Raw genomic sequence first — 13,496 nt, forward strand, 5'->3', positions numbered from 1 at the left:
CCCGCGATCAGGGGCCTTACTGGTTGTACTCACCCGCCGCTTCCGGCTGATATTCCACTTCCAGCAACGTCAGCTTTAGCGTCTTGCCGCCGGGCGCGGGCCAGTCGATGTGTTGACCAACCTGCAAGCCCAGCAGTGCACAGCCGACCGGCGCCAGCACCGACACCGTGCCTTCGGCGCCTGCATCTTGCGGGTAGACCAGCGTCAGGTGGTAATCCTTGCCACTGCTTTCTTCGCGGCAATGCACACGTGAGTTCATGGTCACGACACCGGCAGGCACTTCTTCGTGACCGACCACTTGTTCGGCGCGATCCAACTCGGCTTGAAGCGCTTCAATGCCCGGCGTGCCCTCATCCAGGCTGTCGAGGAGACGCTCAAGACGTTGCACGTCGAGTCGGGTGAGGATGATTGAAGGTGCTGTGCTCATGATCCTGACAGGCTCCTTTTATTCTGCCTGATAAAAGCAAAACCCCGCCGATTCGGGCGGGGTTTTGACGGGCCTCAAGCAAATGAGGCATGCCCGGACACTATCACAGCCTAATAAATACACAAGCCGGCGAGGTTTAGCGGACAGCCACTCACGTTCGAGTGAGGCCCAGCCTGCGCTGCTCGGCCTCCGCGCAAATCTGCCGGCGACGGTGATCATCAGCCGAGCGCCATTCGCGAATAGCTTCGACTGGACGCCAGCAACCCAGGCAAACCTTTTGCTCATCGAGCCGGCACACGCTGATGCAGGGCGACGGCACTGCCGGGCTGACATTGCTGAACAAGGGTTTCGCCGGCTTGACTGGCGCTGAAGCGGTACTGTCGGCCACTGTCAGATCTCGTCGAACTCAAGTTCGACGCCGGCCTGATCCAGAGTGATGCGTGCGAGCATTTCGCTGAGCAACTCATCACTGGAGTCGCACACCCAACGCTTCTCCTCTTCGTCGTAGTCGAAATGGAAACCACCGGAACGCGCGGCCAGCCATAGCTGACGCAACGGTTCCTGGCGGCTGAAAATAAGCTGGGTCCCATTTTCAAACTTCACGGTCAGCACGCCGGCCGAGTTTTCCAGGTCCAGATCCAGATCGCTCTCATCGAAAATATCCTCCAGCGCTTGCTGGGTGGCATCGACCAAATCGTGAAAGCGGGCTTCAGTCAAACTCATTACGGGAACCTCAAAAAAGTGTCTACCGGTGACGCAACGCCGCAAGATACGGTCGCATTCGGACAAATGCAAAGCATACCCGCCCAACAGCAGGCGGCAATGTCGATAATGCATCATCGCGCCGGGACAAATCATCAGGGCCTTGCCCGGAGCCCCGCCGGACTGGTAGGCGGCCGCATAGGCAAGGCGCTGGGTGGCCGGTATACTCGTGCGCAATTAATGCTTTTACAAAGGATTTCGCCATGAAGCGCCTGATCTCTTCCCTTGCTGCGCTCCTCGCGGTCGCTTGCCTCGTCTCTGCCTGTGGTCAGAAAGGGCCGCTGTACCTGCCCGACGACAGCAAATCCCCTGAAGACCAAGCAAAATCATCGCAATCGCAATCGCATAAGCACTCTACTTACTAGGGAACACCCATGGACGCCTTCAACTACCGCGACGGTGAACTGTTCGCGGAGGCTGTAGCGTTGTCTGCCATTGCCGAGCGTTTCGGCACGCCGACCTACGTCTACTCCCGCGCGCACATCGAAGCGCAATACCGTGCCTATGCCGATGCACTGGACGGTATGCCGCACCTTGTGTGCTTTGCGGTAAAAGCCAACTCCAACCTGGCTGTACTCAATGTCCTGGCGCGTTTAGGCGCTGGTTTCGACATCGTGTCCCGGGGTGAGCTGGAACGCGTGCTGGCCGCTGGCGGCGAACCCGGAAAAATCGTGTTCTCCGGCGTCGGCAAGACCCGCGAAGACATGCGTCGCGCCCTGGAAGTCGGCGTGCACTGCTTCAACGTCGAATCCACCGACGAGCTGGAGCGCCTGCAAGTGGTGGCCGCAGAGCTAGGCGTACGCGCGCCGATCTCCCTGCGCGTCAACCCGGATGTCGATGCGGGCACCCACCCGTACATCTCCACCGGGCTCAAAGAAAACAAGTTCGGCATCGCCATCGCCGACGCCGAAGACGTGTACATCCGAGCCGCGCAACTGCCGAACCTGGATATAGTCGGCGTCGATTGCCATATCGGCTCGCAACTGACCAGCCTGCCGCCGTTCCTTGATGCACTGGATCGCTTGCTGGCGCTGGTCGATCGCCTTGGCGATTGCGGCATTCACTTGCGCCATCTGGATCTTGGCGGCGGTTTGGGCGTGCGTTATCGCGACGAAGAACCCCCGCTGGCCAGCGACTACATCAAGGCTGTGCGTGAGCGTCTTGACGGTCGTGACCTGGCACTGGTGTTCGAGCCCGGTCGCTTCATCGTAGCCAATGCCGGCGTGCTCCTGACCCAGGTTGAATACCTCAAGCACACCGAACACAAAGATTTCGCCATCGTCGATGCGGCGATGAACGACCTGATTCGTCCAGCGTTGTATCAGGCCTGGATGGACGTGAGCGCCGTTCGCCCACGCGACGGCCAGCCACGCACTTACGACATCGTCGGACCGATCTGCGAAACCGGTGACTTCCTGGCCAAGGAGCGCCAACTGGTGCTGGCCGAGGGTGATTTGCTGGCGGTGCATTCGGCTGGGGCTTATGGTTTCGTCATGAGTTCCAACTACAACACCCGCGGCCGCGCCGCCGAAGTATTGGTCGATGGCGCCGAAGCGTTCGAAGTGCGCCGCCGCGAGACTGTGGCAGAGCTGTTTGCTGGCGAAAGCCTGCTGCCGGAGTAACCCCATGCTGCTGCGTTTTACCAAGATGCATGGTTTGGGCAACGACTTCATGGTTCTGGACCTGGTCAGCCAGCACGCGCACATTTTGCCCAAGCACGCCAAACAATGGGGTGATCGCCACACCGGGATCGGCTTCGACCAACTGCTGCTGGTCGAAGCGCCGAGCAACCCGGAGGTCGATTTCCGTTACCGGATTTTCAATTCCGACGGCTCCGAGGTCGAGCAGTGCGGCAACGGCGCGCGCTGCTTTGCCCGCTTCGTGCTGGACAAACGCCTGACCACCAAGCGCCAGATTCGCGTGGAAACCAAAAGCGGCATCATCGAACTGGACATACGCAGCGACGGCCAGATCAGCGTCAACATGGGCCCTCCACGCCTGATTCCAGAAGAGATTCCGTTTCAGGCCGACGAACAGGCGCCGAGCTATCCCGTCGAAGTCGATGGCCAAATCATTGAGCTTGCCGCAGTATCGATGGGCAATCCACACGCAGTTTTGCGTGTCGAAGACATCAATAATGCGCCCGTGCATGAGCTTGGGCCGAAGCTGGAGCATCACCCGCGCTTCCCGGCCCGGGTCAATGTCGGCTTCTTGCATGTGGTTGATCGCCAACGCGCGCAACTGCGCGTCTGGGAGCGTGGTGCAGGGGAAACCCAGGCCTGCGGTACCGGCGCTTGCGCGGCGGCGGTGGCTGCCATCAGTCAGGGCTGGATGGATTCGCCCCTGTTGATCGACCTGCCTGGCGGGCGCTTGTCCATTGAGTGGGAAGGCCCAGGCCATCCCGTGATGATGACGGGTCCTGCAGTGCGGGTTTACGAAGGACAGGTTCGTCTATGAGTGAGCAAATCCGATGACCGATCAGCCTCAGATTTCAGCCGAAAAGCCCAGCGAAGCACCTGCCGACAACGCAGCGCCAGCCCTTGAGGCGGAGGCTATCGCCGCTTACTTGCGTCATCACCCGGAGTTCTTTGTTGAACACGAAGAGCTCCTGCCAGCCTTGCGCATCCCGCACCAGCGCGGCGATACCGTATCGCTGGTCGAGCGCCAGCTCAAACTGTTGCGCGATCGCAATATCGAGATGCGCCACCGCCTTTCGCAACTGATGGACGTGGCGCGCGACAATGATCGACTGTTCGACAAGACCCGTCGCCTGATCCTCGCGTTGATGGACGCCAGTAGCCTGGAAGAAGTGGTCATCGCCGTGGAAGACAGCCTCCGCGAAGAGTTTCAGGTGCCCTTCGTCAGCCTCATTCTGTTCAGCGACAACCCCATGCCCGTAGGCCGCTGGGTCAGCAGTGCCGACGCGCAGAAAGCCATCGGTGGCCTGATCTCGGGCGACAAGACTGTCTGCGGCGCACTGCGCGAGCACGAGCTGACCTTTTTGTTCGGCCGCGAACAAGGCGAACAAATCGGCTCAACCGCCGTCGTTGCCCTGATTCATCAAGGCCTGCATGGCGTTCTGGCCATCGGCAGCCGCGATCCGCAGTACTACAAAAGCTCCGTCGGCACGCTGTTTCTCAGCTATATCGCAGAAGTATTGGGCCGGGTGTTGCCGCGCTTCACCCAGTCACTACGCTCGGTTCGCTGACCATGGAAAGTCAACTTGACGCTTACTGCACGCACCTGCGCAGTGAGCGCCAAGTGTCCTCCCATACCTTGGAAGCCTACCGCCGTGACCTGGGCAAAGTCCTCGCGTTTTGCGAAAAACAGCAGCTAAGCAGTTGGTCGGCGCTGGATATTCAGCACCTGCGCAGCCTGATCGCCCGTCTGCATCAGCAAGGCCAGTCTTCGCGCAGCCTGGCGCGCCTGTTGTCAGCGGTTCGCGGCCTATACCGTTACTTGAACCGCGAAGGCCTGTGCGATCACGATCCAGCCAACGGTTTGTCGCCACCCAAGGGCGAGCGCCGCCTGCCGAAGACCCTTGATGCCGATCGCGCCCTGCAATTGCTCGACGGCGCGGTCGAGGACGACTTTCTGGCTCGTCGCGATCAAGCGATCCTGGAACTGTTCTACTCGTCGGGCCTGCGCCTGTCGGAACTGACCGGGCTCAATCTCGAACAACTCGATTTGAGTGACGGATTGATTCAAGTACTCGGCAAAGGCAGCAAGACCCGCGTTTTGCCAGTGGGCAAGAAGGCTCGTGAAGCCCTGGAAATATGGTTGCCGTTGCGCGCACTGGCCAATCCGGAGGACGATGCGGTATTCATCGGCCAGCAAGGGCGTCGCCTGGGTCCCCGGGCAATTCAGCTACGCGTGAAAGCGGCGGGCGAACGCGAACTGGGGCAAAATCTGCATCCACACATGCTTCGCCATTCGTTTGCCAGCCACTTGCTCGAGTCTTCACAGGATCTACGCGCGGTGCAGGAACTGCTCGGCCACGCCGACATCACCACCACGCAGATCTATACGCATCTGGACTTCCAGCATCTGGCCACGGTTTACGACAGCGCCCATCCCAGGGCCAAACGCAGCAAGGGCACCGATCATGATTAAACTGATTACCTTCGACCTCGATGACACCCTGTGGGACACCGCGCCGGTGATTGTCAGCGCCGAAGCCGTGCTGCGTGACTGGCTGGCCGAACACGCGCCGAATCTCGGCCCGGTGCCGGTGGAGCATCTGTGGGCCATACGCGCACGACTGGTCGAGGCCGACCCCACGCTCAAGCACCGAATCAGCGCGCTGCGTCGACGCGTGCTGTTTCATGCGCTGGAGGATGCTGGCTACGCACATGCCCACGCGCAGGAATTGGCCGACAAAAGCTTCGAAGTCTTCCTGCACGCACGGCATCAAATCGAGATATTCCCCGAGGCTCAGCCGACGCTGGAAATTCTCGCCAAAACCTACACCCTGGGGGTTGTGACTAACGGCAATGCCGACATCCGCCGCCTGGGGTTGGCTGATTATTTCGCGTTCGCCCTGTGTGCCGAAGAGCTGGGCATCGGCAAACCCGACCCGGCCCCGTTCCTTGAAGCGCTGAAGCGCGGCAAGGTCGATGCCAGCGCAGCCGTGCACATCGGCGACCACCCCGGCGACGATATCGCAGGGGCGCAGCAGGTTGGGTTTCGCGCCATCTGGTTCAATCCCACAGGCAAAGCTTGGGAAGCCGACAGGCAGCCTGACGCCGAGATTCAAAGCCTGATGCAATTGCCGGAATTGTTGGCGAGTTGGGGCTGAGAGCAATTTTCAGACAAGAAAAAGCCCGCGGCGACAGCGGGCTTTTTTTTGTTCGATAAACGACCGTTTAGATAGGTCGGCTACCGTACTTGTTGTCCGGCTTCTTCGGCGGATCGGCAACGACGTTGGGCTCCACCTCGACAACCTTGCCGCCTTTGGAGAGGAACTCTTCCATCGCACGGGCCAGAGCGTCGCGCTCTTTGTTCTTGGCTTCTACGCTCGGCAGTTCATCCACCGAGACAGCGGCCTTGGCTTTACCCTTGGTGGGAGTGACCGAGGCTTCGATGCTGTCATCAGCGTCGGCGCCATCGTCTTCGGCAGCAGCAGCGAGCTCCTCACCGTCCTCTTCACCTTCCAGATCGTCTACCATTTCATCGTTGTCATCGTCGCTCATGTTCTACCTCATGACTTGCGAAAGCAGATTAGTTATAGCCCAGCTACGCCCACTGTCGAAGGCTGCCGGAAAAAAATCAACGACCGCTGAAAATCAGTGGTCATGCCTCATCACCGTACAAGGTGGCGAGGACTCTGCGAGCACCGCTAACGTCACGATGCTCACCCAGATAAACACCTTGCCAGGTGCCCAGCGCCAATCGCCCCGCCGTGACCGGCAAACTCAACTGGCAGCCAAGCAAACTGGCCTTGAAGTGCGCCGGCAGGTCATCGGGGCCTTCGTCGTCATGTTCATATACGTCCATACCCTGGGGCACCAGACGATTGAAAAAACGCTCGAAATCACGACGCACAGCCGGGTCGGCATTCTCGTTGATGGTCAACGAGGCCGAGGTATGCTGTAGCCACAGATGCAATAGACCGATCCGACAAGTGCGCAGCTCAGGCAGGCCTGCCAGTATCTCGTCGGTTACCAGATGAAACCCGCGAGGCTTTGCTCGCAGAGTAATCAGCGTCTGTTGCCACATACAGTTCTCCACGCTTCGGCGCGCATTCTAACGCGCTGGAAGAAAAAACAAAGCGCGTAATAGACCACCTTTTGTGTAAGCCGCCGCCCAAAAGCAAATAACCCTCTCTATCCTGTGTGTATCGACAAACTTCAGACAAAAAAATGCCCGGTCGCCCGGGCAATTTTTGTGTGTCGACTTACAGGTTGTAGCCACGTTCGTTGTGCAGCGCAAGGTCGAGGCCGACAGCTTCTTCCTCGTCAGTCACACGCAGACCCATGACCATGTCCAGGACCTTGAGAATGACGTAGGTCACAATCGCGGTGTAGATGATCGTGAAGCCTACGCCTTTGCACTGGATCCAGACCTGTGCCGCAATGTCGGTGGTTGCCGCATTGAAGCCACCCATCGAAGGTGCAGCGAATACACCGGTCAGGATCGCGCCGAGGATACCGCCGATACCGTGCACACCGAAAGCGTCCAGGGAGTCGTCATAGCCCAGCTTGCGTTTCAGGGTTGTAGCGCAGAAAAAGCAGACCACGCCAGCAGCCAGGCCGATCACCAGGGAGCCCATTGGCCCAACAGTACCGGCGGCAGGGGTAATGGCAACCAGACCGGCAACTACACCCGAAGCGATGCCCAGAGCACTTGGCTTACCGTGGGTCAGCCATTCAGCGAACATCCAGCCCAGTGCGGCAGCAGCGGTCGCAATCTGGGTCACGAGCATTGCCATACCGGCAGTGCCGTTGGCCGCAGCAGCGGAGCCGGCGTTGAAGCCGAACCAGCCTACCCAAAGCATTGCCGCGCCGATCAGGGTGTAACCCAGATTGTGCGGAGCCATTGGGGTGGTCGGAAAGCCTTTACGTTTGCCCAGTACCAGACAGGCAACCAGGCCCGCTACACCGGCGTTGATGTGAACCACGGTGCCGCCAGCGAAGTCGAGAACGCCCCAATCACCCAACAGTGCGCCCGGACCACTCCAGACCATGTGCGCGATTGGCGCATAGACCAGCGTGAACCAGATACCCATGAAGACCAGCATGGCGGAGAATTTCATCCGTTCAGCGAATGCTCCGACGATCAACGCCGGGGTGATGATGGCGAAGGTCATCTGGTAGATGACGAACACCGCTTCAGGGAACAGCGCTGCCGGGCCAGTGATGCTCGATGGCGTCACGCCAGCGAGGAATGCCTTGCCCAGGCTGCCGAAGATGGAGTTGAAGTTGACGACGCCCACCTCCATCCCCGTCGTATCGAATGCAATGCTGTAGCCGTAGATGACCCACAGAATACTGATCAGACCGGTAATCGCGAAGCACTGCATCATTACAGAAAGAATGTTTTTCGACCGAACCATACCGCCGTAGAACAGCGCCAGGCCGGGAATGGTCATGAACAGCACCAACGCCGTCGAGGTCATCATCCAGGAAGTGTCGCCGGAATTGAGGACAGGCGCAGCCACTGGGTCTGCCGCCATGGCCAGACCAGGGATTACAAGGGACAACAGGGCTCCTAGCCCTGCGAATTGACGCAGAGTCATATTGTTTTACTCCTGGGGCGTTGGGGTTGGCGGCTTAGATTGCGTCGGTATCGGTTTCGCCGGTACGGATGCGAATGGCCTGTTCCAGATTAACCACGAAGATCTTGCCGTCACCGATTTTGCCGGTGTTGGCAGCCTTGGTTATTGCCTCGATCACTCGATCAAGATCCTTGTCATCGATCGCAACATCGATTTTCACCTTGGGCAGGAAGTCGACTACGTATTCCGCCCCGCGATACAGCTCGGTGTGACCCTTTTGCCGACCGAAGCCTTTGACTTCAGTGACGGTGATGCCCTGCACGCCGATCTCCGACAGTGACTCGCGCACGTCATCCAATTTAAACGGCTTGATGATCGCAGTGACTAGCTTCATGAAACTTTCTCCCGAATTGGTGGACTTGCCCCAGGAAAACAAACCCGACTCAAGTCTAAGCGCAGTGCCTGGCTTTGTAACGTGTCGGTCGCCTTAACAGCCCCGATCAACCCCAGAAAACCGCTTCTGACGAAACACTTCCCCGCTTCGCCTGCCGCACTGCAATCGTCACAGCGACTGCATCAGTGCATGGGTCATATGCCACTAAGCAGAAAGCTTGCCATCTCGTGAATTCTCATTGAATACAGGGCCTTGGCCAACAATCACTTTCCCAGCCACCGATTGCGGTGATCAGGACGCACAACAACAGTGCGCATGCGCCCGTCCCCATGCGCGAAAAGCGTGCAGAAGGGGCGATCTGAATTGACTATAGATGCTGCGTGATATACTGCCGCCCATCTGTTTCCGGAACTCTGACCATGCTCGCGCCCAAAGCCTTCCTCGACGCCCTGAGTGGCCACGCCTCTCGCTTGTTCAACGGCGAAACGCCTGTCCCGCGCAACGAATTCGAAACCCAGTTCAAAGCCCTGCTGCAAAGCGGCTTCAGCAAGCTTGATTTAGTGAGCCGCGAAGAGTTCGACAGCCAGATGACCGTCCTCGCCCGCACCCGTGCCCGCCTTGAAGCGCTGGAAGCCAAAGTGACCGAGATGGAAGCGAAACTGACGCCACCGGCAGAGTAACAACCGCGCGACTTCTGGACGCTCACCGTCCAATCCCGGTGGGAGCGAATTCATTCGCGAAAAAAACTACGCGTCCCGATTGCTCCCATACAGGGCTATCCATTCACACCCTGTATCGATTCCTCGCCCCAGCTTCCCCCCGAATTCCCGCAGGATGCGGTTCTTCAGACATCAAGGAATGATCATGTCTCTCGCCATCGTGCTCAGTCGCGCTCAGGTGGGTGTGGAAGCGCCAGCCGTCACTGTCGAGTGCCATCTGGCCAACGGGCTTCCCGCGCTGACGCTGGTGGGCTTGCCTGAAGGCGCAGTCAGGGAAAGCAAGGATCGGGTCCGCAGTGCCATCCTCAATTCCGGCCTCGAATACCCTGCCCGCAGAATTACCCTCAACCTCGCGCCAGCCGACCTGCCCAAAGACGGTGGGCGTTTCGATCTGGCGATTGCCCTGGGTTTGCTCGCCGCCAGTGGGCAACTGCCTGCTCACGCGTTACAGGATGTCGAATGCCTGGGTGAATTGGCGCTCTCGGGCGCTATAAGGCCGATACAGGGCGTCTTGCCTGCCGCACTGGCTGCTCGTGCCGAGGGCCATACGTTGATCGTGCCCGCGGCCAATGCCGAAGAGGCGTGTCTGGCGTCCGGGTTGCGGGTGATTGCAGTCAATCATCTGCTGGAGCTGGTGGCACACTTCAATGGCCGGGCCCCGATTGTCCCCTACGAATCCAGCGGCCTGCTGCACCTGAGCAAACCCTATCCAGACTTGAGCGAGGTGCAAGGCCAGACCGCCGCCAAACGCGCATTGCTGGTGGCGGCGGCGGGCGCGCACAATCTGCTTTTCAGTGGGCCTCCCGGCACCGGCAAGACGCTCCTTGCCAGCCGTCTGCCAGGCCTGTTGCCGCCACTGGATGAACATGAAGCTCTGGAGGTCGCCGCAATTCAGTCGGTCGCCAGCCAGAGTCCTCTGACCAGTTGGCCACAGCGGCCCTTTCGGCAGCCCCACCATTCCGCCTCAGGTGCCGCGCTGGTGGGTGGCGGCAGTCGTCCGCAACCCGGCGAAATCACCCTTGCCCACCATGGCGTGCTGTTTCTCGATGAGCTGCCCGAGTTTGATCGCAAAGTGCTGGAGGTGCTGCGTGAGCCACTGGAGTCCGGGCACATCGTCATTGCCAGAGCCCGCGACCGGGTACGCTTCCCGGCGCGCTTTCAGTTGGTGGCCGCGATGAACCCCTGCCCTTGCGGCTATCTGGGCGAGCCCAGCGGTCGCTGTCGTTGTTCCACCGAGCAGATTCAGCGCTACCGCAACAAGCTTTCCGGCCCGCTGCTGGATCGCATCGACCTGCACCTGACCGTAGCCCGCGAAGCCACGGCACTCAACCCCACCCCGCAAACCGGCGACGACACCGCCAGCGCCGCCGCCCTCGTGGCCCAGGCCCGCGAGCGGCAACAACGGCGCCAAGGCTGCGCCAACGCCTTTCTCGACCTACCGGGCCTGCGCAAACACTGCTCGCTGTCCAGCGCCGACGAAAACTGGCTGGAAACCGCCTGCGAGCGTTTGACCCTGTCACTCAGGGCCGCACACCGCTTGTTGAAAGTGGCAAGAACGCTGGCTGATCTGGAACAGGTCGATGCGATTGGGCGCAGCCATCTGGCCGAGGCGTTGCAGTATCGGCCGTCGAGTAATTGATGGGGTCACACGCAGAATAAGAGCCGCGAAAAGGCCGGCACAGCCCTCCGGGGCTCGTGAGGCCAACCCTTTTCACGACCAGTGCACAGTCGATTACGCGGCCAAGCTTTTTAGCGAGAAACACTTCACAAAAGCTTGATCGGCAGCAGCGTATCTAAAAGAGGTTTTCGGTGAACGCAAACCTTGTATCACCGAAACCGATTGACCTCTTTGCGCAAATCCGCTGCCAGTTCGTCCAGTTCTTTCGCGGTGATAGCCAGGTGGGAGACGACTTCGCGCTGCTCGCTGTTGGCCATGGCGATGCTCTGCAGGTTGCTGCTAAGCAAGGTAGCGGTGCTGCTTTGTTCTTGGGTGGCGGTGGTGATGGCAGCGAATTGTTCGCCTGCGGAGCGGCTTTTTTCGTCGATCTGGGTCAGGGCGGCTGCGACTTTTGCGTTGAGTGAAAGGCCTTCCTGCATGAGCGCGTTGCCCTGTTCCATGGTGCTGATCGCGTTTCCGGTTTCTTGCTGAATGCTCACGATCATGCCTGAAATCTGGTCGGTCGCCTGACGGGTGCGCAAAGCCAGATTACGCACCTCATCCGCTACCACCGCGAAACCACGGCCTTGTTCGCCGGCACGGGCAGCTTCAATCGCGGCGTTGAGAGCCAGCAGGTTGGTCTGCTCGGCAATCGAGGTAATGACGCCGACGATCCCGCCGATTTCCTGAGAGCGCTGGCCCAAGGTGTCAATCACCGTGGCCGTGCCTTTGAGCGAGGACGCGATCTGCTCAAGAGATGCCGAAGCTTCATCCATTGAGGTGCGGCCAATGCGGGTCTGCTGAGCGTTCTCCTGCGCCAGGCGCTCGGTGCTGCCCATGTTGTCGGCGATGTTCAATGAGGTGGCGCTGAACTCTTCCACGGCGCCAGCCATGCTGGTGATCTCCCCGGACTGCTGCTCCATGCCTTCGTAGGCCCCCCCTGACAAGCCGGACAGCGTCTGAGCGCGGCCACTGACTTCCTGTGCCGCGCTGCGGATGTGCGCGACCATGTTCGACAAGGCTTCACCCATCTGATTGAAGCTGCGCGCCAATTGACCGATTTCATCGTGACTGGAAACATTCAGACGCGCGCTCAGGTCGCCCGCGCCCAGGGCTTCAGCCTGACGAACCAGATCCGACAGTGGTTGCAACTTGCGGCGTAACAGCCAGATCGCCGCGCCGACCGCGATCAGCATGGCCAGCAAGCTGCCGATTGCCAATTGTGTGCCGACGCTCCAGGTCACGGCGCTGATTTCGGTTTTTGGCATGCTCGCAAACACTGCCCACGGGCCGCCCGCAAAGGCCACGGCGACGGTATAGAAATCTTGCGTGCCGTCATTCCAGAAATGACCTGTGCCTGGGCGCTTGACGAAGTCGGCCAACGTTTGCGTTGCCTGATCCAGCGCCTTGACCCCGGCAGGCGCCACCAGCCAGTGATTCTGCTCATCCAGCAGGGCCAGAGAACCCGTCGTGCCGATGCGGAAATTCTTCAGGTTCTCGAATTGGGTATTTTGCGCGCCGGTGTAGTCAAAGCCGACGAACAAGGCGGCAATGATTTTGCCACTGCTGTCACGCACCGGGCTGTACTGAGTCATGTAGTAATGCTCGAACAACAGCGCCCGGCCGACGTACTCCTGACCTGCCATCAGTCGGTCATAGGCCGGGCTCTTGCGATCCAGCAAGGTGCCGATGGCCCGCGAGCCATCTTGCTTGCTCAGCGACGTACTCACACGAATAAAATCATCGCCGCTACGCACGAAAATCGTCGCCACGCCGGCCGTCATTTGCTTGAAGTTGTCGACCTCGGTGAAGTCGTTATTCAGGACGTGGTCCCCCAACAACAGGCTTGGTGCCTGCACGCCCGCAACCGTCACGGGGTTGTCTGCCTGCAGGCTCAGGCCACCGCTAAACCGTTTCTCGAACAACCCACTCAAGCGCTGGGTGCTTTCACGCAGAGTGCTGTGAAACGTATTCAGTTGATCGGCCAGCAAACGTGCTTCGCTGGCCATGTGTTCTTCACGAATCGCGAGATTCGCGGCGTCCAGCGAGCGCAACGCGAATACGGTACTGCTGCTGATGACCACGGCCAGAATTACCGCCAGGGCGAGACCCAACTGCGAGGCGATACGAGCACGGGGTTCAGACATGGAAGCTCCTGGCCGAACAGCGGCATCGTTTTGATTTCGATGCCTTGCTCAGCAAAATTCAAAAATGGGGGTCCGTTGAACCTTTTTTAAAAGTCCGACTTATACGGATTCGGCCGACGTGAACAATACTTGAGCTCTGCACTCGGGGATACTGACGAATAACCGCTCAAAAGC

16 protein-coding genes are annotated in these 13,496 nt (G+C 59.5%); 8 read left to right on the forward strand and 8 right to left on the reverse strand.

Features of this window, described 5'->3' with window-relative positions:
* Positions 1–16: 16 nt before the first annotated feature.
* From rnk to cyaY, 3 genes are all read right to left on the reverse strand, one after another.
* A complete protein-coding gene (gene rnk, locus RHM55_RS13990; protein ID WP_322176971.1) occupies positions 17–427 on the reverse strand; it encodes a nucleoside diphosphate kinase regulator in 411 nt (136 codons plus the stop codon).
* A gap of 151 nt (positions 428–578) precedes the next feature.
* Positions 579–815, reverse strand: coding sequence for a DUF1289 domain-containing protein (locus RHM55_RS13995; RefSeq protein WP_322176972.1), 237 nt, complete (start codon positions 813–815; stop codon positions 579–581).
* A 2-nt stretch (positions 816–817) separates the two neighbouring features.
* A complete protein-coding gene (gene cyaY, locus RHM55_RS14000) occupies positions 818–1,150 on the reverse strand; it encodes an iron donor protein CyaY (RefSeq protein ID WP_322176973.1) in 333 nt (110 codons plus the stop codon).
* A gap of 242 nt (positions 1,151–1,392) precedes the next feature.
* On the opposite strand from cyaY, the gene lptM reads away from it, so the two are divergent.
* From lptM to RHM55_RS14030, 6 genes are read left to right on the forward strand one after another with little or no spacing between them, the layout of a single operon-like run.
* Entirely contained in the window at positions 1,393–1,554 is a 162-nt protein-coding gene (gene lptM, locus RHM55_RS14005) for an LPS translocon maturation chaperone LptM (protein ID WP_219063018.1), read from the forward strand.
* Between the two features lie 9 nt (positions 1,555–1,563).
* Entirely contained in the window at positions 1,564–2,811 is a 1,248-nt protein-coding gene (lysA, locus tag RHM55_RS14010) for a diaminopimelate decarboxylase (RefSeq protein ID WP_322176974.1), read from the forward strand.
* A 4-nt stretch (positions 2,812–2,815) separates the two neighbouring features.
* Positions 2,816–3,646 (forward strand): diaminopimelate epimerase, encoded by an 831-nt coding sequence (gene dapF / locus RHM55_RS14015; protein ID WP_322176975.1) that lies wholly within the window; start codon positions 2,816–2,818, stop codon positions 3,644–3,646.
* Between the two features lie 13 nt (positions 3,647–3,659).
* A complete protein-coding gene (locus tag RHM55_RS14020) occupies positions 3,660–4,397 on the forward strand; it encodes a DUF484 family protein (protein WP_322176976.1) in 738 nt (245 codons plus the stop codon).
* A gap of 2 nt (positions 4,398–4,399) precedes the next feature.
* Complete coding sequence (xerC, locus tag RHM55_RS14025) at positions 4,400–5,302, forward strand: tyrosine recombinase XerC (RefSeq protein WP_322176977.1); 903 nt, start codon at positions 4,400–4,402, stop codon at positions 5,300–5,302.
* Positions 5,295–5,987 carry an HAD family hydrolase gene (locus RHM55_RS14030; protein ID WP_322176978.1) on the forward strand — a complete coding sequence of 231 codons (693 nt, stop codon included), beginning with the start codon at positions 5,295–5,297 and terminating at the stop codon, positions 5,985–5,987. Before xerC ends, RHM55_RS14030 begins: the two co-directional genes overlap by 8 nt.
* 67 nt (positions 5,988–6,054) lie before the next feature.
* On the opposite strand, the gene RHM55_RS14035 is transcribed toward RHM55_RS14030, so the two are convergent.
* The 4 genes from RHM55_RS14035 to glnK all read right to left on the reverse strand — a co-directional run bounded on the left by RHM55_RS14035 (position 6,055) and on the right by glnK (position 8,799).
* Positions 6,055–6,381 carry a hypothetical protein gene (locus RHM55_RS14035; RefSeq protein WP_219063024.1) on the reverse strand — a complete coding sequence of 109 codons (327 nt, stop codon included), beginning with the start codon at positions 6,379–6,381 and terminating at the stop codon, positions 6,055–6,057.
* 100 nt (positions 6,382–6,481) lie between these two features.
* Complete coding sequence (locus RHM55_RS14040; RefSeq protein WP_322176979.1) at positions 6,482–6,907, reverse strand: secondary thiamine-phosphate synthase enzyme YjbQ; 426 nt, start codon at positions 6,905–6,907, stop codon at positions 6,482–6,484.
* Between the two features lie 178 nt (positions 6,908–7,085).
* A complete protein-coding gene (locus tag RHM55_RS14045; protein ID WP_322176980.1) occupies positions 7,086–8,426 on the reverse strand; it encodes an ammonium transporter in 1,341 nt (446 codons plus the stop codon).
* 34 nt (positions 8,427–8,460) lie between these two features.
* Entirely contained in the window at positions 8,461–8,799 is a 339-nt protein-coding gene (glnK, locus tag RHM55_RS14050) for a P-II family nitrogen regulator (protein WP_002555808.1), read from the reverse strand.
* A gap of 419 nt (positions 8,800–9,218) precedes the next feature.
* Here glnK and RHM55_RS14055 point away from each other — a divergent pair, with 419 nt between their 5' ends.
* Positions 9,219–9,479, forward strand: a complete 261-nt coding sequence (locus tag RHM55_RS14055) for an accessory factor UbiK family protein (RefSeq protein WP_322176981.1) — start codon at positions 9,219–9,221, stop codon at positions 9,477–9,479.
* Between the two features lie 184 nt (positions 9,480–9,663).
* Positions 9,664–11,157, forward strand: a complete 1,494-nt coding sequence (locus RHM55_RS14060) for a YifB family Mg chelatase-like AAA ATPase (RefSeq protein WP_322176982.1) — start codon at positions 9,664–9,666, stop codon at positions 11,155–11,157.
* A gap of 188 nt (positions 11,158–11,345) precedes the next feature.
* On the opposite strand, the gene RHM55_RS14065 is transcribed toward RHM55_RS14060, so the two are convergent.
* On the reverse strand, positions 11,346–13,322 hold the full coding sequence (locus RHM55_RS14065) for a methyl-accepting chemotaxis protein (RefSeq protein ID WP_322176983.1): 1,977 nt from the start codon (positions 13,320–13,322) through the stop codon (positions 11,346–11,348).
* Positions 13,323–13,496 lie beyond the last annotated feature (174 nt).

The sequence above is a fragment of the Pseudomonas sp. MH9.2 genome (assembly GCF_034353875.1).
Classification (GTDB): domain Bacteria; phylum Pseudomonadota; class Gammaproteobacteria; order Pseudomonadales; family Pseudomonadaceae; genus Aquipseudomonas.